This is a genomic window from Marinobacter denitrificans (genome assembly GCF_008795955.1).
Classification (GTDB): Bacteria; Pseudomonadota; Gammaproteobacteria; order Pseudomonadales; family Oleiphilaceae; genus Marinobacter; species Marinobacter denitrificans.
In genome coordinates this window covers 873,621-899,167 of record NZ_VMHN01000001.1, presented here as the reverse complement: position 1 = coordinate 899,167, position 25,547 = coordinate 873,621, and the positions used below count along the sequence as shown (strand labels likewise).

At 57.9% G+C, this 25,547-nt stretch carries 24 protein-coding genes; 16 read left to right on the top strand and 8 right to left on the bottom strand.

What is annotated here, in order from left to right; all coding sequences use genetic code 11:
* Positions 1–50: 50 nt before the first annotated feature.
* A complete protein-coding gene (locus FO268_RS04215; protein WP_150990038.1) occupies positions 51–692 on the bottom strand; it encodes a TetR/AcrR family transcriptional regulator in 642 nt (213 codons plus the stop codon).
* 165 nt (positions 693–857) lie between these two features.
* Here FO268_RS04215 and FO268_RS04210 point away from each other — a divergent pair, with 165 nt between their 5' ends.
* Positions 858–1,937, top strand: a complete 1,080-nt coding sequence (locus FO268_RS04210) for an efflux RND transporter periplasmic adaptor subunit (protein ID WP_150990035.1) — start codon at positions 858–860, stop codon at positions 1,935–1,937.
* Positions 1,937–4,966 (top strand): efflux RND transporter permease subunit, encoded by a 3,030-nt coding sequence (locus FO268_RS04205; protein WP_150990032.1) that lies wholly within the window; start codon positions 1,937–1,939, stop codon positions 4,964–4,966. Before FO268_RS04210 ends, FO268_RS04205 begins: the two co-directional genes overlap by 1 nt.
* Here FO268_RS04205 and astE read toward each other — a convergent pair.
* The 6 genes from astE to FO268_RS04175 form a co-directional block, all read right to left on the bottom strand.
* On the bottom strand, positions 4,963–5,997 hold the full coding sequence (gene astE, locus FO268_RS04200) for a succinylglutamate desuccinylase (protein WP_150990029.1): 1,035 nt from the start codon (positions 5,995–5,997) through the stop codon (positions 4,963–4,965). The two genes, FO268_RS04205 and astE, sit on opposite strands and share 4 nt — an antisense overlap.
* Positions 5,998–6,033: 36 nt before the next feature.
* Positions 6,034–6,756: an ABC transporter permease gene (locus tag FO268_RS04195; RefSeq protein ID WP_150990026.1), complete on the bottom strand. Its 723-nt coding sequence runs from the start codon at positions 6,754–6,756 to the stop codon at positions 6,034–6,036.
* A 3-nt stretch (positions 6,757–6,759) separates the two neighbouring features.
* Positions 6,760–7,464, bottom strand: a complete 705-nt coding sequence (locus tag FO268_RS04190) for an ABC transporter permease (RefSeq protein WP_150990023.1) — start codon at positions 7,462–7,464, stop codon at positions 6,760–6,762.
* 51 nt (positions 7,465–7,515) lie between these two features.
* Positions 7,516–8,268, bottom strand: coding sequence for a transporter substrate-binding domain-containing protein (locus FO268_RS04185; protein ID WP_150990021.1), 753 nt, complete (start codon positions 8,266–8,268; stop codon positions 7,516–7,518).
* 87 nt (positions 8,269–8,355) lie between these two features.
* Positions 8,356–9,126, bottom strand: coding sequence for an ABC transporter ATP-binding protein (locus FO268_RS04180; RefSeq protein WP_150990018.1), 771 nt, complete (start codon positions 9,124–9,126; stop codon positions 8,356–8,358).
* 113 nt (positions 9,127–9,239) lie between these two features.
* Positions 9,240–9,998, bottom strand: a complete 759-nt coding sequence (locus FO268_RS04175; RefSeq protein ID WP_150990015.1) for an FCD domain-containing protein — start codon at positions 9,996–9,998, stop codon at positions 9,240–9,242.
* Positions 9,999–10,247: 249 nt separating this feature from the next.
* Here FO268_RS04175 and dctP point away from each other — a divergent pair, with 249 nt between their 5' ends.
* The 8 genes from dctP to FO268_RS04135 all read left to right on the top strand — a co-directional run bounded on the left by dctP (position 10,248) and on the right by FO268_RS04135 (position 18,667).
* Positions 10,248–11,360 carry a TRAP transporter substrate-binding protein DctP gene (gene dctP, locus FO268_RS04170; protein ID WP_150990010.1) on the top strand — a complete coding sequence of 371 codons (1,113 nt, stop codon included), beginning with the start codon at positions 10,248–10,250 and terminating at the stop codon, positions 11,358–11,360.
* A 96-nt stretch (positions 11,361–11,456) separates the two neighbouring features.
* Positions 11,457–12,170 (top strand): TRAP transporter small permease subunit, encoded by a 714-nt coding sequence (locus FO268_RS04165; protein ID WP_150990008.1) that lies wholly within the window; start codon positions 11,457–11,459, stop codon positions 12,168–12,170.
* Positions 12,167–13,705 carry a TRAP transporter large permease gene (locus FO268_RS04160; RefSeq protein WP_150990005.1) on the top strand — a complete coding sequence of 513 codons (1,539 nt, stop codon included), beginning with the start codon at positions 12,167–12,169 and terminating at the stop codon, positions 13,703–13,705. The genes FO268_RS04165 and FO268_RS04160 overlap by 4 nt, the downstream gene beginning before the upstream one ends.
* Before the next feature lie 18 nt (positions 13,706–13,723).
* Positions 13,724–14,149, top strand: a complete 426-nt coding sequence (locus FO268_RS04155; protein ID WP_150990003.1) for a GlcG/HbpS family heme-binding protein — start codon at positions 13,724–13,726, stop codon at positions 14,147–14,149.
* Positions 14,150–14,188: 39 nt separating this feature from the next.
* A complete protein-coding gene (locus tag FO268_RS04150) occupies positions 14,189–15,661 on the top strand; it encodes an FAD-linked oxidase C-terminal domain-containing protein (RefSeq protein WP_150990000.1) in 1,473 nt (490 codons plus the stop codon).
* Positions 15,654–16,718 (top strand): glycolate oxidase subunit GlcE, encoded by a 1,065-nt coding sequence (gene glcE / locus FO268_RS04145; RefSeq protein ID WP_150989998.1) that lies wholly within the window; start codon positions 15,654–15,656, stop codon positions 16,716–16,718. Before FO268_RS04150 ends, glcE begins: the two co-directional genes overlap by 8 nt.
* 211 nt (positions 16,719–16,929) lie before the next feature.
* Positions 16,930–18,138 (top strand): glycolate oxidase subunit GlcF, encoded by a 1,209-nt coding sequence (gene glcF, locus FO268_RS04140; RefSeq protein WP_150989994.1) that lies wholly within the window; start codon positions 16,930–16,932, stop codon positions 18,136–18,138.
* A gap of 112 nt (positions 18,139–18,250) precedes the next feature.
* Positions 18,251–18,667, top strand: a complete 417-nt coding sequence (locus FO268_RS04135) for a DUF4124 domain-containing protein (protein WP_150989991.1) — start codon at positions 18,251–18,253, stop codon at positions 18,665–18,667.
* A gap of 15 nt (positions 18,668–18,682) precedes the next feature.
* Here FO268_RS04135 and FO268_RS04130 read toward each other — a convergent pair whose 3' ends face one another.
* Positions 18,683–19,654 (bottom strand): calcium/sodium antiporter, encoded by a 972-nt coding sequence (locus FO268_RS04130; protein ID WP_150989989.1) that lies wholly within the window; start codon positions 19,652–19,654, stop codon positions 18,683–18,685.
* 241 nt (positions 19,655–19,895) lie between these two features.
* Here FO268_RS04130 and FO268_RS04125 point away from each other — a divergent pair, with 241 nt between their 5' ends.
* The 6 genes from FO268_RS04125 to FO268_RS04105 are packed head-to-tail and all read left to right on the top strand — an operon-like array spanning position 19,896 to position 25,546.
* On the top strand, positions 19,896–21,341 hold the full coding sequence (locus FO268_RS04125) for a YfcC family protein (protein WP_202336535.1): 1,446 nt from the start codon (positions 19,896–19,898) through the stop codon (positions 21,339–21,341).
* A 23-nt stretch (positions 21,342–21,364) separates the two neighbouring features.
* Positions 21,365–22,594: an arginine deiminase gene (locus FO268_RS04120; protein WP_150989983.1), complete on the top strand. Its 1,230-nt coding sequence runs from the start codon at positions 21,365–21,367 to the stop codon at positions 22,592–22,594.
* Positions 22,595–22,612: 18 nt separating this feature from the next.
* Positions 22,613–23,614: an ornithine carbamoyltransferase gene (locus FO268_RS04115; protein ID WP_150989980.1), complete on the top strand. Its 1,002-nt coding sequence runs from the start codon at positions 22,613–22,615 to the stop codon at positions 23,612–23,614.
* A 15-nt stretch (positions 23,615–23,629) separates the two neighbouring features.
* The gene (arcC, locus tag FO268_RS04110; RefSeq protein ID WP_150989977.1) at positions 23,630–24,535 is read left to right on the top strand and encodes a carbamate kinase; all 906 of its coding nucleotides are present in this window, start codon (positions 23,630–23,632) and stop codon (positions 24,533–24,535) included.
* Positions 24,536–24,588: 53 nt separating this feature from the next.
* Positions 24,589–24,744, top strand: coding sequence for a hypothetical protein (locus FO268_RS22800; RefSeq protein WP_191966818.1), 156 nt, complete (start codon positions 24,589–24,591; stop codon positions 24,742–24,744).
* Between the two features lie 55 nt (positions 24,745–24,799).
* On the top strand, positions 24,800–25,546 hold the full coding sequence (locus FO268_RS04105) for an NYN domain-containing protein (RefSeq protein ID WP_150989974.1): 747 nt from the start codon (positions 24,800–24,802) through the stop codon (positions 25,544–25,546).
* The last annotated feature ends 1 nt before the right edge of the window (position 25,547 follow it).

Here is a 25,547-nt window from a genome sequence, read left to right as displayed (position 1 = left end):
TGTCGGATTACGCCTTGCGGCTAATCCGACAGGGATAGATAACTCCTGGGTCAGGAGGCAATCGAAGAAGTCAGCATTTCCATGGTGTGACGGATCAGTGACTCGGCAGGGAAGTTCTCTTCCTGGCCGGTTTCCGCCATCTCGCTTTGGCAAAGCATGATTACCCCGTGAAGTGCTCCGCGCAGGTAGAGGGCGGTTTCGACCGGATCATGGATGCGGTCGCGATTCATGGTGCCATCTTCCAGGCCCAGGTGAATTGCGCCTACCATCAGGTCCATGGTTTGTGCCTTGCAGCAGAACATCTCGCCTGCCAACTCGTCGTCTGCCTCTGCCATCGCCGTGGAAGCCGTGGTCAGGGCAGAGAAGTAATCCGGCTGATCGCGGTAGAACTGGTAATAGGCCACACCCATGGCCCGTATCTGTGCCAGGCCTGTGTCTGCTGTCTGGCGGGCGTCCTCGAAACGGCGACACAGGCTGTGGCCGGCGCGCAGCATGATGCCGCGCTGGATGGCGGCCTTGTCCCTGAAGTAAACGTACAGCAATGCACGGCTCAGGCTCGCGGTGCGGGCAATGTCGTCCATGGAGGTGCGCTCGTAGCCCTTCTCTGAAAATACCAGTTCCGCGGCATCCAGAATGGCCTCGTACCTGGCCTGTTTTTCTTTCTCTCTACGGGTTTTTAACGGCTCACTCATAGGGGGTTCCGGATTATTGAGACGGCATTCTCATGATACATGGTTGGGAATGAAAGCTGATTATTGACAAATTGTCAAAGAATGACATTATGTCTGATAATAAAATTTTGTCCACCGGATGGGCGAGTAACAAAATATCATGAACATGGAAGAGAGGGTCTCTCAATGAACTCCATCTGGCGCTCTGCCATCCTGTCTCTTGCGGCTTTCGCCGTCCTGCTTGTCAGTGGGTGTAAATCCAGTGAGCCGGGCCCGGATCAGGATGCTGCTCCTGTTACCGTTCGTGCCGCTGAGGTTACCGGTGGTCAGACTGAAGGTGTGTCGCTTCGTTTCTCCGGTATTGTACGGGCGGCCCAACGGGCAACACTGACATTCCAGGTCAGCGGTACCTTGCGTGAGCGGGCGGTTGAGCTGGGGCAGACGGTGAAAACCGGCGAGCTGCTGGCGCGGGTATACAACCCGGCGCTGGAACCGGCCCGGGATTCCGCTGCGGCGCGGCTGGAAGAACTCAAAACCCAGTATGAGCAGGCCCAGCGGGAATGGGAACGTTCCCGCCGCTTGCATGAGCGGGGCGTGGTGTCGGAGCAGGGGCTGGAACAACTGGCCTCCCGGCGTGACAGCCTGAAGGCGAGCATGGCAACCGCGGATGCTTCCCTTGCTGAAGCCACACGGCTGCTGCAGGAAAGTGAACTGAGGGCGCCATTCGATGGCCGCGTTGAAGCACTGCTGGTGGAGCGGGACGAGTTTGTGGCGGCCGGGCAACCGGTGATGCGCCTGTCGTCTCCTGACGGCCGCGAAGTGGAAGTTCGGGTGCCTGCCTACATGCTTAACCATGTTTCACTGGGCCAGCTCCTGCCGGTTTGGTCAGTGCAGGAGCGTAACCTCCCGCCAGAAACCGGATCGATCGTGGAAATTGCCCAGTCCGGCGGGGTGCGAGGGGAATTGCACCCGGTGCTGGTAAATCTTCCTGCGGACACCCTGGAACCGGGCGAGCCGGTAGAGGTGGGGATTACTCCCCACGAAACCGTCGCCACCACTGTGCCCCTGCTGGCGGTAATGAAATCCAATGGCGGTGCCAGTGTGTTTCGTGTCTCAGATGGCATTGCCCGCCGGGTACCGGTAACGGTTCAGCGAATCATCGGCGAGCGCGTTGTGGTGGACGCCAATGACCTCACTGCCGGTGACCAGGTGGTATACGCCGGTATGACCCGGATTTCCGACGGCGATGCGGTGGAGGTGCGCTAATGTCAGTGCGCCTGCTGAATTTTCAACGGTTGCTGGGCATGGTGGTGACCATGCTTTGCCTACTGGGTATCGCTGCCTATAGCACCATGCCGCGGCAGGAAGATCCTTCCTTTCCCTACCGTGCCGGCCTGATCACCATTAATTACCCCGGCGCCAGTGCCGAGGCCGTAGAGCGCCTGGTACTGCAGCCGCTATCTGATGAGCTTCGTCAGGTTGAGGAGGTAGATTTCACTCAGGCTACCGCACGCACCGGTGTGGCGGTTTTCAACGTTCGCCTGAACGATACCATCTACGATACTGATTCCGCCTGGGACCGGGTGCGCCAGGCGATGGACCGGGCGCGCCTGGATTTCCCGGACGACGTGGGGCAGATGGTGCTGGACGATCGGATGATCGATATTCCGGCGATCATCCTGGCTGTCAGCGGCTCCGGTTCGGTAACAGAGCTGAGCGACGTTGCCGAGCGCCTGAAACAGAACCTGGCGGATATTCCCGGAGTGTCCCGTATTGAGCTCGACGGCGACGCGGACGAGCAGATTACCCTGGCGCTGGACGACGCCGCCATGTACCGGCTGGGTATTTCACCGGCACGGGTTCTGGAAACCCTTTCCCGCCGTAACCAGACCACCCCCGGGGGCTTTATTGTGGCAGATGGCCGGCGCCTGTCGGTGTTGCCAAACAGCGAATTCACCAGTGTTGAAGCCATTCGCGCCACGCCCATTGAACTGCCCGACGGCTCTCAGGTGCCACTGGCTGCCGCTGCAGAAGTGTGGCGGGGGCCGGCCGAACCCCGAGAGCCCGAGGCCTGGTACGATGGCGAGCGGGTGGTGCTGGTCTCAATGATCATGGAGGAGGGCACTACCGATGCTATTCGGTTTGGCGAACGGGTACGCGAGCGTTTGTCAGTGATCCGGGATGAGTTCGCACCTTACGAAATCCGCGAAATGTTCTTCCAGCCCGACAAGGTGGAAGAGCGGCTGGATAACCTGGCCTGGAGCCTGGTTATGTCGGTCATCATTATTGTGGCGGTGGTATTCACCGGCATGGGTATCCGCATGGGCATCCTGGTGGCCTCCATCCTGCCCATGGTGGCACTGATCAGTATCGGCCTGTATGACCTGGGCGGCGGTGTGCTCCATCAGATTGCGGTTATCGGCATGGTGATCTCTCTGGGCATCCTGATTGATAACGCCATTGTGATTGTGGAGAGCATCCAGGGGTATCTGGACGATGGCATGCGACGGCTGGATGCCCTGAAACGATCGGTAAGGGAACTCGCCGGACCGCTGGGCGCCTCCACGGGAACCACTATCGCGGCGTTTATGCCACTGTTACTCTCCAAGGGCGGAACAGCGGATTTTACCCGCGGTGTACCCGTAATGATCATGCTTACCCTGTCAGTCAGCTACCTGCTGGCCATTTCCGCCGTACCCCTGTTGGCGGCCCGTTTTCTCAAAGCGCGTAAAGTGGATGCAAGAGAAGACAGGCTGATCGGCCTCTCCCGTTTTCTCGGGAGCCTGGTCGCAAGACGGCCAGGCACGCTGATTCTGGCGGGGGTTGCACTCGTGGTTTTCAGCCTTGCGCTGACACCGTTCATGAAACAACAGTTTTTCCCCAACGCCGATCGCCCGCAAGTGGTGGTAGAGCTGTATATGCCCGAAGGGACGGACCAGGAGCGTACCTCCAGTGTGGCGGCAGATCTTGAGCGCGCCATACGTACCCGACCGGAGGCGCTCGAGGTGCACCGGTTCACCGGCTTTACCGGCCCCAGCTTTTACTACAACCTGCAGCGGGAGCCCCAGGCACCGAATCGTGGGCGGATCGTGGTCTCGACACCCACCCTGGAAGAAACCACGGGGCTGGTGCAGTGGATAAGGGAATATGCGGGGCAGGAAATGCCCGAGCTGCAGGTAACCGCTGGCATTCTCGGCCAGGGGCCACCACGGGCGGCCCCTGTGGAGGTAAGGGTGTACCACGCTGACGATGAAACACGTGCCCGGGCGGTGGAGCAGTTATTTGCAGCCCTTCGCAGTGTCGAGGGCACCGTGGACGTGCGCCACAATCTGGATATGGGGGTCCCAAGCCTTGCCATTAACGTGGACGATGCCAGCGCTGCCCGCTATGGGCTGAACAGGTCGGATGTGGCCCAGAGCCTGTATGGCCAGAGCTTTGGTGTGGTGGCGGAACAATACCGGCAGGAGGAAGATCCCATCCCCCTGGTACTGCGCTCGCGGGAAGGCACCAGCCTTTCACTGCCAAGATTGCTGTCAGTAAACATCTATAACGATCAGGGCGACGCAGTACCCCTGTCCGCTATTGCCTCGGTGGAGACCTCATGGCAATCCGCTGCCCGGTATCAGCGCAACGGCACCAGAATGAACACCGTCTGGTCCAACTTGCATACCGGGTACAGTTTCAGCCAGGCCCTGGAAGGGCTGGATGCTGCTCTGAAAGACAACCCTTTGCCGCCCGGAACCCGGCTGAAAATGGGGGGTGATGCCGAGGGCTCTGGCGACGCCAACAATGCCCTGCTGACCACAGCGCCCATCGGCGTGCTGCTGTTGCTGTTCTTCCTGTTGATTCAGTTCAACTCGTTCCGCCGCGTCGGGATTATTTTGCTGACCGTGCCGCTGGCCACCGTGGGGATATTCCCCGGCCTGGTGTTCTCCGGTTCGCCCTTCGGTTTTCAGTCGTTGCTGGGTGTGATTGCGCTGGTGGGCATTGTGGTGAACAACGCCATCGTACTGCTGGATGTCATGGACCGGCAGCTGGAAAAAGGGGATAACATCCGCGATGCGGTTCGCAAGGCAGTAGAGCAGCGAACCCGGCCCATCCTGCTGACCACCGGCACTACGGTTGCAGGCCTGCTGCCGCTGGCATTCTCGAGCTCTACACTGTGGCCACCCATGGCCTGGGCCATCATTTCCGGCTTGCTGGCTTCCACGGTGCTGACATTGCTGGTGGTACCATCTGTCTGCACCCGTGTAATCAGGTGCAAGGTGGCTGAGCCTGAAAACGCGCCAGCCTAGTTGCGGCGCCTTATCATAAGGCCGACGCGCTGGCCCACCGGTACATGGCGGTTGGGAAAGACAATACCCTCAGGGCAGCGCCCAACCTTGTGGCAGCTGGTATTGTCTTCCCAGATCATGGTGCCTGGGTCATACATTGTGAAGTTGGCTACGTCATCGGGCACATGGAAGCGGAAGCTGTCGCCGGTATTGAGGATTTCGTGCACCACCTCAAACACGGTTATCTGAGTGGCGGCCGTATCGCGCACCGGTGGCTTCTCGCCTTTCATGCGCCGCCGCAGCGCATTACTGATCCCGGTAAACCGCGTGAGGTCGTTCTGACCGAACGGCCGTACTTTGCCGAGCTCTACGGTGAAGCTCTCGGCCCCCAGCGACGTTGAGGAAAACGACGCAAACGTGGTGCCCTCCCGGTGCTGCAACAGCAGGGTGTCTACCTCTGCTTCCAGCAGAAAATCCACCTGATCCCGGGGCACTTCCCGCCCGTCAACAAATGGGTACAGTGCAAATTTTTCCCGCAGGGAAGGGCGAATAGCAGTGTGCAGATCATAGTGATAAAGGTTGTTGGAATGCCTGGCGGCAAAAGCGTCACAAGCCCGTTCCAGCACCCTGGCCCGCTCTGCTTCGGGTAGACCGCGGTATTCGGGTTTGCAGTGGGCGCCGCCGAACAGCCGGTTGAGGTTCACATCGATGAATCGCTCACCCGCGCCCATCGCTGGCGGGTTGCCCAGTATCAACAGCATCGGACAGGCCAGTTGCCATTGATTGTCGAGCAGTTCGTTCAGGAGATTGTTCAGTACCTCGATGGGCGCCGTTTCATTGCCATGAACACCGGCAGAGACTATCAGCGCCTCATGATTAGGGTTGGCGCGACCGGCTGGCGGTTCCAGGTACAAAAGCCCCGAATCCTGTAGTTGCAGGCCGGTGCCGTCATCCAGCACCACGACCTTTTCCGAAGACGCATGCTCGGCGGTAGACAGGGTGTGGGAAAGCCAGTCGCGACCAGGACCAAAAAGTAATTCACGAACGCTCATGTGACTCCCCGTTATCCCAGGAACCAGACCTGAATCTCAGCCACTGACTGGCCGCTGATGCTGCAACAAGTAGTTTTCCAGTTTACGGAATCCGAACACCAGCAAGAAAGTTAACGCCATGTACAGCAGCGCCACAAAGATGAATGCGTCAAATGGCGCGTAGAAACGGGAATAGATATTCCGCGCCGCGCCGGTGAGGTCCACCAGCGTCACCACACTGGCAATCGCGCTGGCGTGAAGCATGAAAATGACTTCGTTGGAGTACGCCTGTACCCCCCGCCTGGCGGCACTGGGCAGAATAATCCGGCGCATTCGCAGTGCCCAGCTCATGCCGTAAGCCTTGGCCGCTTCAATCTCACCGCTGGGTGTCGCCACAATGGCACCACGAATGATTTCAGTGGTGTACGCAGCCGTGTTCAGGGTAAACGCCAGCAGGGCAGGGTAGAAAGCTTCCCTGAAGATATCCCACCAGAATGTCTGCTGGATGCCTTCAATCTGGGCGAGGCCGTAGTAGATGATGTATAGCTGGATCAGCAGCGGCGTGCCGCGAAAAATATAGGTGTAGAACCACACCGGGCCATTGATCAGCGGGTTTTTTGAGGTGCGCATGATGGCCAGTGGAACGGCGAGCACCAGGCCGAGGATCAGTGACAGGAAGACCAGTTGAACGGTAGTGACCATACCGCCCCAGTATTCCATGATGGTGGATGCGGTAAAGATATCGTTACGGTTGAGCAGTTCTGCAATAAAGTCAGGCATGGTTCAGCTCCCCTGTACCACGCCGACATTGGCGCGCTTGGTGAGCCACTTGATAAACAGCTCGGAACCGGCCGTCAGGCTGAGATAGACAAACGCCACCGGAATGAAAAAGTGGAACGGCATGCGCTCTGCTTTGGCCGCCTCTTCCGCCACACGCACCATATCCGTCAGGCCGATAATGGATACCAGGGCGGTGGTTTTCAGCAGTACCTGCCAGTTATTGCCAATGCCGGGCAGGGCGTGCCGCAGCATTTGCGGGAAGATGATTCTGTGGAACGTGCGCCACTGGGTGAAGCCGTAGGCGCGGGCCGCTTCAATCTGGCCGCTTTCAACCGCCAGGAAGGCTCCGCGGAAGGTTTCCGCCATGTAGGCACCAAAGATCAGGCCAATAGTGAGGACGCCGGCAATAAACGGATCAAACTGGAAAAAGAAATCCACGCTATAGGCGTCATACAGATAATCGGACAGGTTGTTAACGGCCACCTGGCCACCATAGTAAAACAGGAGCATCATCACCAGATCCGGTACGCCGCGGATCAGGGTGGTGTAAGTGGTAGCTACCCCAATAGCCACCCGGCTTTTGGACAGTTTGGCCGAGGCGCCAATCAGCCCGAGAATCACTGCGAGGGCAAGGGAGAGGAAGGCCAGTTCAATGGTGACCACTGCCCCGTCCATCAGGGCCGGCCCGTAGCCTTTCAAGTCGATCATGGAAGCATCCGGTAAGCAGGGGCAGCCAAAGCGACTGCCCCTCGGCCTGATTTACATCTTGATGTCGTATTCGAAGTACTTTTTCATGATGGTGTCGTAGGTACCATCTTCCTTGAGGGTCGCAAGGGCCGCGTTCACTTCTTCCGCAAGTTCCTTGTCGCGCTTGCGCATGGCAACACCCACGCCTTCACCGAGCTTGACCGGCTCGCCCACTTCCTTGAATCCGTCTTTGCTCAGTACGGTCTGTTCACCAACCGGGTAGTCTACAAAAACCACATCCAGACGCTGGCCTTCCAGGTCAAGAACCATGTCATCCGCGGTGGTGTAACGCTTGATGGAGACCACGCCACCCATTTCCTCAGTCACATGGGTGTCCATGGTGGTGCCACGCTGCACACCTACGGTTTTGCCTTCCATCGCTTCCATGTCGGTCACGTCGGTATCGAAGTCTTCAGGGCCGAACCAGCCGCCCGGGGTGTTGTAGTACGGGTCGGAGAACAGCACCCGCTCTGCGCGCTCCGGCGTGATGGACATGGAGGACATGATCAGGTCGAACTTCCGTGCCATCAGGCCCGGAATCATACCGTCCCATGCCTGAATGACGAACTCGCAGTTGGCGTTCATTTCCTCGCACATGGCTTCTGCCAGCTCCACTTCAAAACCGGTCAGTTCACCGTTTTCGTCCTTGTATTCGAACGGCTCGTAAGGCACGTCGAATGCGATGCGTAGATTACGTTCCTGGGCGTGAGCGACGCCAGCCATCATGGCGAGGGCAACGCTTGCTGCAACAATCAGTTTTCTCATGAGTCACTTCTCCAGTCGTTATTTGCCTTGTGGGCTTTATTATCGGCAGTGGTCTGCCTTTTTACTGATTTCAAGATAGCACGCACATCAAAAGTTGGGAGCCAGAAACTGTTTCATCCGTTCTGACTCCGGATTGTCGAAAACCTTATCCGGTGTACCTTGCTCCTCGATCACACCCTGATGCAAGAACAGGACCTGAGACGACACATCCCGTGCAAAAGACATCTCGTGGGTCACCACGATCATGGTTCTGCCTTCCTCGGCCAGGTTCTGCATGACTCTCAGAACTTCCCCGACCAGTTCCGGGTCAAGGGCAGAGGTGGGTTCATCAAACAGCATGACCTCCGGCTCCATGGCCAGTGCCCGGGCAATGGCCGCGCGCTGCTGCTGGCCGCCGGACATCTGGGCGGGATAGTAGTCTTTGCGTTCATAGATGCCCACCTTGTTCAGGTAAGCTTCCGCTCTTTCAATAGCCTCTTTTTTCGGGACTTTGAGAACGTGAACGGGGGCCTCAATGATATTTTCCAGCACCGTCATGTGGGACCAGAGATTGAAGCTCTGGAATACCATGGACAGCCGGGCGCGAATAAGCTCAACCTGTTTGTTGTCAGCGGGTATGCGCTCGCCCTTGCGGTTGGTTGTGAACCGAATCGGGTCACCGTGCACAATTATGTCGCCCGATGTGGGGGTTTCCAGCATGTTGATGCAGCGCAGAAAAGTGCTTTTACCGGAGCCGGAGCTGCCGATCAGGGATATGACATCGCCTTTCCTGGTTTCCAGCGAAATACCCTTGAGTACTTCCAGCTGGTCAAAGGTCTTATGGATATCCCTGCAGATCAGAGGCGATGTTTCCGCCATAGATGGCTCCTGAGGCTGTCTGAACAAAGGCGCAAGTTTTACGGACAGTGGTCCCGAAAATCAATACCAATTAATTGTGAATCACGGAAGCCAGGATGCAAGCATTCCGCCAATTATGCATTTTGAGGGGCGGCAGCCTTTGATGCGGACGCATTAACGGGCACCCGGATAATGGCCGTGCCCTGCTGCTCGATTTCCCGCATGGCATCGCTCACAAAGCGAACGTGAGCCATGGCAATCCGTTTGGCTGCCTCTGGTTTTCGGGCCATCACTGCCTGGTAGATACGCTTGTGCTGCCGGCCGATCTTGTTGCGCATTTCCTCTCGCGGATTCAGATTGGCCACCGATGCCTGCACTGTCAACAACATCAGGTTTTTGAGGCCGTTCAGAACATGCACCAACACCGGGTTGTGAGACGCCTCCACAATAGCTTGGTGAAAATTATGGTCTGGCCTGGCGTTAGAGAGTGGGTCGGTCTGTTCCAGTGCGGCATAGGCTTTCGTGATGCGATGCAGGTCAAGGGTGGTGGCGCGCTTTGCTGCGAGGTATGCAGCCTGGCCTTCCAGTTGTTCCCTGATTTCCAGCAGGTCGTACAGGGTGCGGGGGTGGCCGTTGAACATCTGCAGCAACGGGCTGTCGCCACCGTCCTCTTCAACGCCAGGGACGATGCGCGCCACAAAAGAACCCTTGCCGTGTTTAGTCTCAATGACGCCGCGGCCCTGCAGCTCATGCAAGGCTTCGCGGATGATGGCGCGGGACACGCTCAGCCGTGTGGCAAGCTGTCGCTCCGAGGGCATTTTCTGCCCCGGGGCCAGGCCGCCATCCAGAATCAGCCGTTCTAGTCGATAGGAAATGTCCTGGGCGATCGCCATGGTTTTACCTGTTATTGCCTACTGGTCTGACCAGTTATTTTTGTTTGCCCGTTAATCGCAAATTTTCGTCCGGGGTCAGTAAATATGGCTCATTCCGGGGCATTCGTCCATCGGGCATTTACGAAACTGGTCAGACCACCGGGCATTCTTCTGGACTATAACCGGCCGGGCTACGAATATCGATTTAATGCCGGCAGTTGTCGGCGTTTACCTGACGCAGATAACAACAACGTCAACGGAGATGTGTCGATGAGTACCAACAACAATACTGAGCAAACCGTCGTCCCAAGGCGCAGCTTTCTCAAAACCACCGCACTGGCCGCTGCCTTCTGTGGCGCGACTTTCATCGGAGTGGGCCAGGCCCACGCAGCAACCACCTGGAAAATCCAGTCCGTATGGGATGCCGGCACCGTCGGTTACGATCTGTTCGAGGAATGGGCAGACAGTATCGAAGAGAAGTCCGGTGGCGAACTGATCATCAAGCCTTATCCGGCCAAGTCGGTCGCAGCGGACAACAACGCTCTGTTCGAGGCCGTTCGTAACGGTGTGCTGCAGGGCATGAACCCCTTCACCCTGTACTGGTCGGGAAAGATCCCTGCCTCGGTCTTCCTGTCGTCCTATCCCGCAGGCCCTGATCAGCCTCATCAGTGGGACATCATGTTCTATTCCATGGGCATGCTGGAAAAGACCCGGGAAATCTATGAGAAGTTCGGTCTGTTTTATGTCGGGCCGATTCAGCACGACGCCAACATCATTCACTCAAAGAAGCCGGTTAACAGCCTGGCCGATTTGAAAGGTATGAAGATGCGGGTGCCGGGCGGCATGGTGGCCGAGGTTTTCCAGCAGTTCGGCGTGTCCACCGTAAGCCTGCCGGGCTCGGATATTTTCCCGGCGCTGGAGAAGGGTACCATTGACGCGGCGGACTACGTGGGCCCTGCAGTGAACTACGAACTTGGCTTCTCCCAGGTGACCGACTACATCATGTTCGGCCCCCCAGGCGTAATGTCCATCTACCAGCCAGTCGACCTGATGGATTTGACAGTGAACCTGCGGGCCTGGAAGGCGCTGGATCCGGAGTTGCAACAACTGGTCGAGGACGAGGTTCGTAACTACTCCCAGAAGCATTACCTGACGATTCAGGAACGCAACATCGAAGCCATGAAGAAGTTCAAGGAAGATGGCTCCAAGGTGACACGTCTTACCCAGCAGGACATGGACGAGTTCCGCAAGGCAGCCATTCCGATCTGGTTCAACTGGGCTGGCAAGAATGAGGACGCCAAGGCGATTCTGGATATTCAGCTCGAATACATGATGAACGAGACCGTCGGCTACCTCAGCGAGGAAGATATCGAAGGCATGTAAGCCTGCATAACCATAACAAAACTGATCACGGGGAAGGCAGGGAGTGCGCTGGCATTACCCCCTGTCTTCCCCGCTCTGTGATTAAGGTGAAGAAACATGTCTGACCTGAGTGCGTTTGGCCTGGTGATGCCCCACTGGTTTTACTGGGGCTGGCTCGCCGTGATGCCGTTGATCATGATGGGGCTGGACCGGTGGCTTTCCCGGCGCGGCGTGGAAGCCATCGACAAAAATGCCGAGGCCAATGAAAAGCTTCAGCAGATTGAAGCAGAACTGAAAAAAACCGTTGATTACAGTCATGCCGGTAACTGGTTTACCAACTCAGTTGACTGGATCAGCGATAAATCCGGTGTGTTCATTTCGTTCTGGACGGTGAATGCGGTGGTGTTCTACTTCTTTGAAGTGGTGATGCGCTACGCGTTCAACCAGCCCACCATCTGGGTGCATGAGGCCAGCTTTCTGCTGTTCGGTATGCAGTATCTGATGGCCGGCGCATTTGCTCTGCTCCACGGCTCCCATGTGAGGGTAGACGTGGTCTATAACTTCCTGCCGGTACGCGGCCGCGTGGGCATGGACATATTCACGTCCATGTTCTTCTTCATGTTCGCCATCGCTTTGATGATCACCTCCTGGACGTTTTTCGAGAACTCCTATGCGATGGATGAACGAACCGTTGAAACCTGGGGCATCCAGTACTGGCCGGTGAAGGCCGTGATGCTGCTGGGATCGACACTGCTCTTCCTGGCTGGCCTGTCCAAGCTTATGAAGGATATCTCGATGTTTATCAAACTTGGCCGGGAGCAACACGCATGAGTACTGATATCGCAAGCACCCAGGGGCGCGGCTCCCTTGCCGGCAAGCTTGGCACGTGGCTGATGATCATCGGCACAGTTGCCCTTGCTTTTGTGATGCTGGTGGAAGTTATCAATATCCTGTTTTACGACCCCTTCAGCGATGAGAAATTCCTGTTCAAATTCTCCGGCAGTATGTCGGATATCAGGATCGGACCGCTGACCTATATCATGTTCGGCTCTCTGGCGGTGCTGCTGATGATGGGCCTGCCGTTGGCCTTTGTCACCGGTGGTCTCGGCGTCGCCTTTATCTATCTGGTGGGCGATTCGATGATGCTGAACATCATTCCCAGCCGGATCTTCCCGATGATGACCAACTCGGACCTGGCCGCGATACCGCTGTTTATCTTCATGGCCTCGATGCTTGAACGGGCGGGGCTGATCGAGGAAATGTTCAATGTGGTCTACAAATGGATGGGCGGCATTGGAGGTGGTCTGGCCATTGCAACCATTGTGGCTTCCACGATTCTTGCGGCCATGGTGGGGGTTATTGGCGCGGCAGTGGTCACCATGGGTATCATTGCGCTGCCGGCGATGCTCAAGCGCGGGTATGACCATAAGATTGCCCTGGGATCGATAATGGCCGGGGGAACCCTGGGCATTCTGATTCCTCCCTCAATTCTGGCGATTCTGTACGCGGTTGTGGCGCAACAGTCGGTGGGTGAGTTGTATCTGGGCTCCGTGCTCCCCGGTCTGATTCTGTCCTCGTTGTATATCCTCTACGTCGGAATCCGCTCCTGGCTGAACCCCAAACTGGGCCCGCCAGTGCCGGAAGAGGAGCGCATCGGCTTCAAGGACAAGCTGCTTCTTCTGAAGGACCTGATTGCCCCACTGATACTGGTATTCCTGGTTCTGGGCCTTCTGTTCGGCGGTATCGCCACCCCGGTCGAAGCTGCGGGTATCGGCTCCTTCGGCGCAATTCTGGTGGCCATGAAGCACCGGGTGTTTTCCATCGCCACATTGCGGGATGCGTCGGTAACCACGGCCAAGGCCTCTGCCATGGTGCTGTGGATCATGTTCGGTGCGTCGGTCTTTGTCGGGTTCTATATCCTGCAGGGCGGCCAGGACTTCATTACCGAGTCGATACTGGGCATTGGCCTTTCGCCCTACGCGGTCCTTCTGTTGTTGATGGTGCTGCTGGTGATCCTGGGTATGTTCCTGGACTGGGTGGGTATCCTCCTGCTGGCGGTGCCCATTTTCATCCCGATCGTGGAGGCACTGGAATTTCCGGGCCTGTTCGGACTGCCCGGCGTGGAAGGCTCCGACGTGGTGCTGTGGTTCGGTGTGTTGTACCTGGTGAACATGCAGATGTCATTTCTCAGTCCACCTTTCGGCTATGCACTGTTCTATATCAGGGGCGTGTGCCCGCCGGATATCACCATGGGCACTATCTTCAAGTCATCCCTGGTATTCCTTGCCATCCAGGCGTTCGGTTTGTTTATCTGTGTGCTCATCCCGGGCGTCGTTACCTGGCTGCCCAACCTGGTTTATGGCTAAAAAGAGGAGCAATCTCTTATGTTGACTGTTAAACGGCTTGATCTGGCGGACGCCAGACTATTGATCGAAGGCGCTGCAGAGAAAGCGCGCGAAATCGGCGTACCCATGTGCATCGCCATCACCGATGAATCCGGTAACCTGATTGCGTTCGAGCGGATGGATGGCGGCAAGATAACCAGTGTCACCATCGCCCAGGACAAGTCGTTTACCGCGTCGGCCGCGAAGAAAGCGACCCACGACTACAACGCTGTCAACGTGCCTGGCAAGCTGGCGTTCGGCATCCATACCGAAGTAGGTGGTCGCATCAGTTCTGTAGGCGGCGGCCTGCCGGTTATTGTCGATGGGGAGGTTGTCGGCGGCATTGGCCTCAGCTCCGGCACGCCTCAACAGGATATGGACTGTGCGCAGGCGGGTATCGACTATTTTGAAACCAAACGTGGTTGAGGGCTGTCACACCTGAGGCCAATCACTCCAGAGAACGATATGACCACCAAGCCGAAAGCCAGCAAAGCGGAACTGGCGGAAAAGTTCCGCGCGTTTATAGACCCGGACTTTGTCATCACCGATGACGAAACCATGAAACCCTATGAGTGCGATGGTATGTCCATGTACTGCGAGATGCCCATGCTCGTGGTGCTGCCGGAAACCGCCGAGCAGGTGCAGAGGGTAATGCGTATCTGTAACGAGCACGAAGTGCCCGTGGTGGCCCGTGGTGCCGGGACCGGCCTGAGTGCCGGCGCCATGCCTCACAAGGAAGGCGTGGTGCTGTCGCTGGCCAAGTTCAACCGGATCCTGGATATTGATCCACTGGCGCGGACGGCACGCTTGCAACCGGGTGTTCGTAACCTGGCCATCAGCGAAGAGGCGGCCCAGTTCGGGCTCTATTACGGGCCGGATCCCTCCTCCCAGATTGCCTGCACCATTGGCGGCAACGTGGCGGAAAACTCGGGCGGCGTGCACTGCCTCAAGTATGGCCTGACGGTTCACAACATCCTCAGTGTTGAAATGATTACCGCCGAGGGTGAGCGGGTAGTCATTGGCAGTGATGCCCTGGATGTCTGTGGCATGGACCTGCTGGCGCTGATGACCGGCTCTGAAGGCCTGCTGGGTATCGTGACTGAAGTGAAGGTGAAACTGCTGCCCAAGCCGGAAGTGGCCCAGGTGGTGATGGCGGGTTTCGACAGCGTACAGAAAGCCGGCGACGCCGTGGGTGGCATCATCTCCCACGGTATTATTCCCGGTGGCCTGGAAATGATGGATGGCCACGCCATTATCGCCGCGGACGACTTTGCCCAGGCGGGTTATCCGAGGGAAGCCAAGGCCCTGCTGCTGTGTGAAGTGGACGGCACGGAAGAAGAAGTGCACGAACACATTGCCCAGGCCGAAGCCCTCTTCCGCGAGTTGGGGGCTACTTCAGTAAAGACCTCCCAGAGCGAGGAAGAACGGGCGCTGCTGTGGAAAGGTCGCAAGTCCGCCTTTCCAGCCGTTGGCCGTATCTCGCCGGATTATTACTGCATGGATGGCACCATCCCGCGGCGGTACCTGGCCCATGTGCTGCTGGAGATGGAAAAAATGTCGGAAGAGTTCGGGCTGCGAGTCGCCAACGTATTCCATGCCGGCGATGGCAACCTGCACCCGCTGATCCTGTTTGATGCCAACGTACCCGGGGAATTTGAACGTACCGAAGCTTTCGGCGGCCGAATCCTCAATCTTTGTGTGGAAGTCGGCGGCTGCATCACCGGTGAACATGGGGTGGGCGTGGAAAAAATCCGCCAGATGGCGGTGCAGTTCAATGATGAAGAGCTGCAGCAGTTCCACGACGTAAAGGCCGCCTTCGATCCTGCCGGTATCCTCAACCCTGGCAAGGGCGTTCCGGCCCTGCGTTTCTGCCAGGAATACCGCTCCCTGGAACACAAACAACACAAGCATGACACGGTGGACGCTGCGCATGGGTGATATTTCGCAGATGCTTAAAAACCAGATTCTTGAGGCCCGACAGACAGGGCAGAAGCTCAATATCGAAGGCGGTGGCACCAAGGCCTTCATGGGCCGCACCGCCGATACAGAGGCCGGCACCCTGAAACTGGGTGAACACACCGGTATTGTGGAATACCACCCGGTGGAACTGGTGCTGACTGCCCGCGCGGGCACCACCCTGGCGGAAATCGAAGCCACCCTGGCGGAAGAGGGCCAGTGCCTGCACTTCGAACCGCCAAGGTTTGGCGATGGCTCCACGCTCGGCGGTACCCTGGCGTGCAACCTTTCCGGCCCTGCGAGACCCTGGTCCGGTTCGATAAGGGACCAGGTGCTGGGTATTCGCCTGCTCAACGGCAAGGGCGAGCATCTGCGCTTCGGCGGCCAGGTAATGAAAAACGTGGCCGGCTACGACACCTCCCGGCTACAGGCCGGCGCCATGGGCACCCTGGGCGCCATCACCGAAATCAGCCTGAAAGTCATGCCCAGACCCGCCATGTCCCTCACCCTGGTGCAGGACATGCCCCTGGACGACGTTATCCAGGACATGAACAGCCGTGCGAAAGAACCCAAACCCATCACCGGCGCCGCCTGGGTAGATGGCAAAGTCTACCTGCGCCTGGCTGGCGCCAAATCTGCGGTAGAAGCCACCGCCGAAAAATGGTCCGGCGAAGTGATGGAACAGGGCGATGCGTTCTGGCACCAGTTGCAGCACATGCAGCACGACTTCTTCGCCGGCGACGAACCACTCTGGCGCTTCTCCGTCGGCTCCACCGCCGACCACCCGAAGCTCGAGGGCCCCTGGCTGGTCGACTGGGCCGGCTCCCAGCGCTGGTACCGCGGCGATGCCGACATAGCCAGACTGGAAACCCTGGCCCAACGTGCCGGCGGCCAGGTAAGCCTGTTCCGCGGCGGTGACCGCACAGACGAAGTGATGCACCACCAGCCAAGGGCATTGAAAGACATTCAGCAACGGCTGAAAAAGTCGTTCGACCCTGACGGTATTTTTAATCCAGGAAGGTTGTACAGCTGGCTGTGACAACGAGTGGTATATGACGGTATTTGAGCGCGTCTACCGAGATGCCGGGGAAGTGAGTGGTAGCCCCTTTTCTGAAACTGTACGGAGCCATGGATGGCGGAGTCCAAGCGTCACATGGACGTGCCGAAGGAGCGTGTTTCAGAAAAGGGGGTACCACTCACTTGTGCTCCAAACGCTCACTTGTGCTCCAAATTCAGAAAGCAGGTAAAAGATGCAAACCAATCTAGTCCAACAATTCGCCAACACAGCAGAAGGCCAGGAAGCCGAGTCCATCCTGCGAGCCTGCGTACACTGCGGCTTCTGCACCGCCACCTGCCCGACATACCAGGAACTGAACGACGAACGCGACGGCCCCCGCGGCCGCATCTACCTGATGAAAATGTTCCTGGAAGGCGAAGAAGTTACCGAAAAATCCCGCGAACACCTCGACCGCTGCCTTACCTGCCGCAGTTGCGAAACCACCTGTCCTTCCGGTGTAAAGTACGGCCGTTTGATCGACATCAGCCGTGGCCTGATGGAACAGGAAATGCCCAGGCCGCCAAAAGAACGCTGGATTCGCTGGTCACTGGCCAGAGTGCTCCCCAACCGCCAGCTATTCGGCCTGCTGCTGAGAATGGGGCAACTGTTCCGCCCGGTATTGCCGCAGGCACTGCAGACAAAAGTGCCGCCCAGAAAACAGGCCAGCCCATGGCCTTCGGCAAGCCACGACCGCGTTGTACTGGCCCTGGCTGGTTGCGTTCAGCCCTCCGCCACCCCGAACACCAACGCTGCCGCTGCCCGCGTGCTCGACCGACTCGGCATTACCATGGTGGAAGCGCCCGAAGCCGGCTGCTGTGGCGCGGTCAATCATCACCTGTCGGAACACGAAAAGGCGCTCGACGCCATGCGTCGCAACATCGATGCCTGGTGGCCCGCTATTGATGCCGGGGCCGAAGGCATCATCATGACCGCTTCCGGATGTGGCGCCATGGTCCAGGAGTATGGTCACCTGCTGCGAGATGACCCGGTTTACGCCGCGAAGGCGCAGAAAGTCAGTGACATGACCATCGATCTTGGCGCCTTCCTCCTCAAACAGGACCTGGAAAAACTGAATGTCCCGAAGGGGGCCGGCAAGGTTGCCTTCCATTGCCCCTGCACCCTTCAGCACGCGATGCAGCAGAGCGGGGTGGTAGACCAGGTGCTGCGCAAGGCCGGTATTGAGCTGGCGGAAACCAGAGAGAAACATCTGTGCTGCGGGTCCGCAGGAACCTACTCCATACTCCAGCCCGAGCTCAGTCAGCGCCTGCTGAACAATAAGCTCAAGGCGCTGACCGTGGACAACCCGGACCGGATTGTCACCGCCAACATCGGCTGCCAGATGCACCTGGAAACCAGGGCAAAGGTGCCGGTCCAACACTGGATTGAATTGCTGGACGCCTGAGCTGTGGCGTGCACCTCTTACTCGCCTGGGGTTTTGTCTATAATGCCCGGGCCATTAAACCGACCACAGGGAGTGGACACCGATGCCATGGAGGCAAGCCGCAGTATTATTAATGCTTTTAAGCCCGGCCGTATCGACGGCCGAGATGTACACCTGGATCGACGATCAGGGTGTTGCTCACTTTACAGACATAAAGCCCAGCGACCGCAAGCACAAGCAGGTGGAGCTCAGGGCCCCCTCGCTTATCCCCATGCGGGAGAACATCAGCCGGGGCGAGCGGGTAAGCACCATCAACCGCCAGGTCAATCGCAGCCTGGAAGCCAACGACAGTGGCACGCAGAGAGCCTCTGCACAGCAGGAAGCCCGCGAGCTCAAGCGCAAAAATGCCCGTTGTGCCGGATACCGCGAACGGCTTGATCGCATTCAGCAGCAACTGCGGGCCGGCTACTCCAACGATAAGGGCAACCGGCTGCGGCGCCAACGCCGGGAAGTCAGCCAGAAGCTGTCGAGGGAGTGTGTGCTTGGCTGAGCGGGCCCGGGTTGGTCATGACGTGAAGGTGGTTGCAATCAGGTAGGCTGTGTAACCAACGAAACAGGCCAGCAGCAAGCCCCCCTCCACCCGGTTGATCCGCCCCGGGCCTCGGAAACCATAGCCCAGAACGAACAGCGAGAGTGTCAGGGCAGACATGACAGCAATATCCCGGTAGAACACCTCCGGAGCCACCGCCATTGGGCTGATAGTGCCGGCGATGCCCACAACCGCCAGGGTGTTGAACAGGTTGGAACCCAGGATATTGCCCAATGCAATGTCATGTTCTCCCTTGCGGGCAGCGATCACAGACGATGCCAGCTCCGGGAGGGACGTCCCCACCGCGACAATGGTCAGGCCGATGATCAGGTCGCTCACCCCAAAACCATGGGCAATCTCAACCGCGCCCCATACCAGAATCCGCGAACTGACAATCAGTACCAGCAGGCCGACAAACAGCCACATGACCGCAGTGCGAAGCGGCATGGTCCGGTGGATCATTTCATCAGCAATTTCTGCGCCCAGGGCATCGGATTTCTGGGTCATTCCCTGGCGGATGGACCAGGCAAGCAACAGGAAGAACACGCCCAGCAGCACCAGGGCATCCACAAATGTCAGTTCACCATCCCACACCTGCCAGGCGGCCAGTGCCGTTACCGCTGTAAGTATCGGCAACTCCTTGCGCATCACCTGGGAGTGAACTGCAATCGGGCTGATCAAGGCCGTAATACCCAGGATCAGCGCAATGTTGGTGATGTTGGAACCGTAGGCGTTACCCAGCGCCAGGCCGGGATTACCCTGAGTAGCTGCCAGTGCCGACACCACCATCTCCGGCGCCGAAGTGCCAAAGCCAACCACCACCATACCGATCAACAGCGGTGGCATACCAAAGTGCCCGGCGGTGACTGCCGAGCCCTCAACAAACTTTCCGGCGCTCCAAACCAGTAACGCAAGGCCGGCAACTATAGCCAGAAATGAAAGAAGCATGGTGGTTCCTTGAGTATGGTGTTGCAGGGTCAGTAGATTGAATAACCAGGGTCATTCTGGTACGGGAGAATAGTAGACGCAAACATAAGTCCTTCCATCTCAGCAGTTATGCGGATAAGTAGTAGACGCGCTGTCAGCTTCATATTGAATTGACGCTGATCACTTTCCATTCCGGTCTTGAGGTCCATACTCGAAGCGATGGACGCCCCATCAGTAAGCCACAATGGACAGGAGACGCCACGTGACTGATGAAAAACTTCCCTCTTCGAATCCTGAAGAAGACCTTGCGACACGATTTCCAACCGCCTATACCATCCTGTTTCTACTGATCATACTGGTTGCAGCGCTGACGTGGATTATTCCAGCGGGGCAGTACGAGCGTTCCATGAACGATGAGGTGGGGCGGGAAGTTGCTGTGCCTGGTACCTATCAAACTGTCGATCCCAACCCCCAGGGTTTTGTTGAGGTAATGCTGGCGCCTACCGCTGGCTTCTACGATCCGGACAGTTATGCGGCCAACGCCATTGACGTGGCCCTTTTCGTGCTGTTCCTCGGTGGTTTTCTCGGAGTAATGAACGCCACCGGGGCCATCGACACAGGCATCCGCAGTGCCATGCACAGGCTGGAAGGGCGCGAGATATGGATGATACCAATACTGATGACGCTGTTTGCCTTAGGGGGTACAACCTACGGCATGGCAGAGGAGACCCTGGCTTTCTACGCCATTCTGATTCCGGTGATAATTTCGGCGGGATATGACGCTGTTACCGGGGTTGCCATCATTCTGGTGGGTGCCGGTATCGGGGTTCTGGGCTCTACCATTAACCCGTTTGCAACGGTGATTGCATCCAACGCCGCCGATATTCCCTTTACTGACGGTATCGTGCTGCGTTTTGTGCTTCTTATCGGTGGCCTTCTCATTTGTGCTGCTTACGTTATGCGCTATGCCCATCGGGTAAAGGCAGACCCCTCCCGCTCGGTGGTCGCCAAACAGCGGAATGCCCACCGCAAGCTCTTCCTCCAGGGCCATGACGAGCTGGAAAACTTTGATCTCACAGGCACCCAGAAGATAGCCCTGGTCATCTTCGCCCTTACCTTTGTGGTGATGATCTGGGGCGTGTCGTCCCAGGGCTGGTGGATGGCCCAGATGGGCTCGCTCTTCTTTGGCGCTGCCATCGTGATTGGCCTTATCGCCCGTCTGGGGGAGAAAAAGCTGACCGGCAGTTTTGTAGACGGGGCTCGTGACCTCTTGGGTGTGGCACTCGTCGTCGGCCTGGCCCGGGGCATTGTGGTGATCATGGAACAGGGCATGATTGCGGACACTATCTTGCACAGCGCCGAGACCACCCTGGGCGGATTGCCGGAACTGGCGTTTATCAACCTGATGTTCTGGATCGAAGTGGGTATGAGCTTCTTCGTGCCGTCTTCGTCCGGCCTGGCTGTACTCTCGATGCCGATCCTTGCACCGCTGGCGGACTTTGCCAACGTGGGGCGTGATCTGGTGGTCACTGCCTATCAGTCAGCCAACGGGCTGGTAAACCTGATCAACCCGACCTTTGCGGTTGTGGTTGGTGGCCTGGCCATCGGCCGCGTGTCCTACGACCGCTGGCTGGCATTCATCTGGCCCCTGTTGCTGATCCTCACTGTATTCATCACCGTGGTGATCAGCATCGGCGCGTTTCTATAATCCAGAGCAAAGGAGCATGCGACATGGCTGAACAAACACTGGGAGTCCACTCCGAAACCGGCACACTCCGGCAGGTGATTGTCTGCCGTCCGGGGCTGGCCCACCGGAGGCTGACACCTTCCAACTGCGATGCACTGCTGTTTGATGATGTCTTCTGGGTCAAGCAGGCCCAGAAAGACCACGACGTCTTCGCCGGGATCATGCGCGCCCGGGGCGTGGATGTGCTGGACGTTAATGAACTGCTGGCGGACACCCTTGACATTCCCGAGGCGCGGGCCTGGATTCTCGATAACCGGATCACCTGGAACCATATCGGGGTGGGCATGGTGTCTGATCTTCGTGCGTGGATGGACGAGCTACCCGGCCAGACCCTGGCAGAGTTCCTCATCGGCGGCCTGGAAGTGGGAGATCTGCCCTTCGATCCCTCGGGCCTGTTTGGTAACCATCTGGGGCCGCACGGGTTTGTGCTGCCGCCACTGCCAAACTTCCTGTTCACACGGGACAACAGCGCCTGGATCTATGGTGGCGTCACCCTGAACCCGATGTACTGGACTGCGCGCAAACCGGAAACGCTGCTGATGAGCGCGATCTACCGGTTCCACCCGAAGTTCGCCGGCAAGGTAAACGTGCATTGGGGCGACCCGCTTGAGGACCACGCGCTGGCAACCCTGGAAGGGGGGGACATCATGCCGGTGGGTAATGGCGCCGTGCTGGTGGGTATGGGGGAACGATCTTCTCCGCAAGCCATCGGCCAACTGGCCAGGGCGCTGTTTGCCAACGGCACGGCAGACAGGGTGATCGCTTGCCAGATTCCCAAAACCCGTTCCGCCATGCATCTGGATACGGTGTTTACCTTTTGTGGCGGCAATGTAGTGACCACTTTCAAGGAGGTTGCCGATGAAATGGTTTGCTACGACCTGCGTCCCGGGCAAGGCGGCAAGCACCTGTCGTTTTTGCAGGACAGTCGCCCGCTGTTTGATGTTGTGGCAGATGTACTTGGTTACCCGTCCCTGGAAGTGGTGGCCACGGGTGGCGATACCCCTGCCGAACGGGAGCGGGAACAGTGGAACGATGGCAATAACGTGCTGGCACTGAGCCCGGGTGTCGTTATCGGTTACGACCGCAACGACGATACCAATGCTGCCCTGGAAGCGGCCGGCATAGAGGTGCTGGCCATACCCGGTGCGGAGCTGGGCCGGGGCCGGGGCGGTGGGCGCTGCATGAGCTGCCCGACAATACGAGATGCAGTCTGACAAGGAAGGAGCAGGACCATGGCTTTTAATCTCAAGAACCGGCATTTCCTGACCCTGAGGGACTTTACGCCCCGGGAAATCAGCTTTTTACTCAAACTTTCCGCCGACCTGAAAACGGCCAAGTACGCCGGTACCGAAGTGCCGCAGTTGCAGGGCAAGGACATAGCGCTGATCTTTGAGAAGAACTCCACCCGGACCCGGGTAGGGTTTGAGGTTGCAGCGTTTGATCAGGGCGCCCGGGTAACCTACCTGGGCCCGACGGGCACCCATATCGGCCATAAGGAATCGGTGAAGGATACAGCCCGGGTGTTGGGGCGTGTATACGATGCGATCGAATACCGGGGGTTCGGCCAGGCGGTAGTTGAGGAGCTGGCACAATACGCTGGCGTGCCGGTCTACAACGGGCTGACCAATGAATTCCATCCCACCCAGATACTGGCAGACTTCCTGACCATGCAGGAAAACGTGGAGAAGCCTCTGCGTGACGTGGCCTTTGTGTTCATCGGGGACGCCGCCAATAACATGGGAGACAGCCTGCTGATCGGTGGCGCCAAGATGGGGATGGACGTACGTCTGTGCGCTCCGAAAGCCTGCTGGCCCAGCGACGCGATTCAGAAGGAAGCGCAGACCATTGCCACCGGTACCGGCGCCCGGATCATGATCACCGAAGACATTGATGCCGCGGTTGCGGGGGTGGATTTTGTTTACACTGACGTGTGGGTGTCCATGGGCGAGCCCAAGGAGAAGTGGGCAGAGCGAATCAAGCTGTTGCAGCCCTACCAGGTCAACGCATCCCTGATGGAGAAAACCGGCAACCCCCGTGCAAGGTTCATGCATTGCCTGCCGGCCTTCCATAACACGGAAACCACCGTGGGCAAGGAAATACAGGCTGAGTTCGGTATTGACGCGATGGAAGTCACCGACGATGTCTTTGAAAGCCCCGCTTCCATCGTGTTTGATCAGGCCGAGAACCGCATGCACACCATCAAGGCGGTGCTCGTTGCCACTCTTGGAAGCTGAGATAAGGAGATCGAAATGCTTGTAGTAGCAGCACTCGGAGGTAACGCCCTGTTGCGGCGCGGTGAGCCCCTGACAGCTGAGGCCCAGCGCGCCAACGTGAAAATCGCCGCCGAATCGCTGGCCGAAATCGTCCGCGCCGGCCACCGGCTGGTGGTCACTCATGGTAATGGTCCGCAGGTCGGCTTATTGGCGCTTCAGGGCGCGGCCTACAAGCCGGAGGAGGCCTACCCGCTGGACGTACTGGGTGCTGAAACCGAAGGCATGATCGGCTACATCATCGAGCAGGAGCTGGAAAACGCCCTGGGCCACGACCGGCCAGTGGCCACCCTGCTGACCCAGGTACTGGTGGACAAGGACGACCCTGCCTTCAGCAAGCCCACGAAATTTGTCGGACCGGTGTATGACAAGGAAGAAGCCGAGCGTAAAGCCGAAGCCGCCGGCTGGCAAATCGCACAGGATGGCGACAAGTGGCGGCGGGTAGTACCCTCGCCCAAACCCTTGGAGATACCCGACATGCGCGTGCTCAAATTGCTGCTGGAGCAGGGTGTTGTGGTGATCTGTGCCGGAGGCGGCGGTATCCCCATTCTTCGCCGGGATGACGGCAGCATGATCGGCGTGGAAGCCGTGATCGACAAAGACGCCGCCAGCGCACTACTGGCCAGCCAACTGGGTGCAGACGCCTTACTGCTCCTCACCGACGTGGATGCCATCTACCGTGACTTCGGCAAAGACACCGCCGCACCCATCAGTGAGTTGACCCTCGACGAAGCCCGCAATCTGGATCTGCCAGCCGGTTCCATGGGGCCCAAAATGGCTGCTGCGGGCAACTTCGCCGAAAGCGGTGGTATCAGTGGTATTGGTAAGCTGGAGGATGCGCTGGCGATTCTTGAGCGCCGGGCAGGTACCTGTGTAATGAAGTAGGGCAGTGGTATAATCTCCCTGAGAACATCCAGCCAACCAGGGAGATACCCATTATGGCGAAAAAACGGGCGAAGCCCACACAGCACAGCGCTGTTCAGCGCGAACTGAGAACCCCGAAGTACCAGATGCGCGTGGTGGAAGATAAAAGCAAGTACAAGCGTAAGCGTGATAAAACAGTAAGAATCGAGGATTTCCGCAAGGCTGCCTGAAGGGCGGTTTTACGGAAGTCCTTGATGTACCTGATCAGAATAAAGGGAAAGTGCATTGAAGGACCTTGAGCAGCACAAGAAAATTGCCGTTTTAATCGACGCCGATAACGCCCAGCTGTCAAAGTTGCCCCTGATTATTGAAGAGCTGTCTTCCCATGGCCACGTGGTGATAAAACGAGCCTATGGTGACTGGTCCATAGACAGCCTCAAAAACTGGAAAACCGTTCTAAACGAACTCGCGATCCAGCCCATCCAGCAATTTGCCTATACCAAAGGCAAGAATGCCACGGATGCCTCGCTGATCATCGATGCAATGGATCTGCTTTATTCCTCCAAATTTGATGCCTTCGCCCTGGTCTCCAGCGACAGCGACTTCACCAAGCTGGCTTCACGGCTCCGGGAATCCGAGATATACGTATTCGGCTTCGGGGAAAAAAAGACCCCGGTCTCGTTCCGAAGCGCCTGCGACGATTTTCTGTTTACCGAAAATCTGGAGTACCCGGAAGAAACCACGTCTGACGAACCCACAAAATCTGAAACCCCTCGGAAGAAGCAGGAAAAAGTCCCTGAGGAGGTGGCGCTTTTGAAACGGGCCTGGGAGCAAACCCAGGACGACCAGGGCTGGGCAACCTTCTCTGCCGCCGGCTCATTCCTCAAGCGCACACGTCCGGATTTTGACCCGCGAACTTATGGAGCGAAGAAGTTCTCTGATTTGCTGGTCGACAGGTCTGAGTACTTTACGGTGAAAAAGGGGGCAAGCGGGCAGGGGTATCGGGCCTTTAAGCCCTTGGACGAAAAATAAA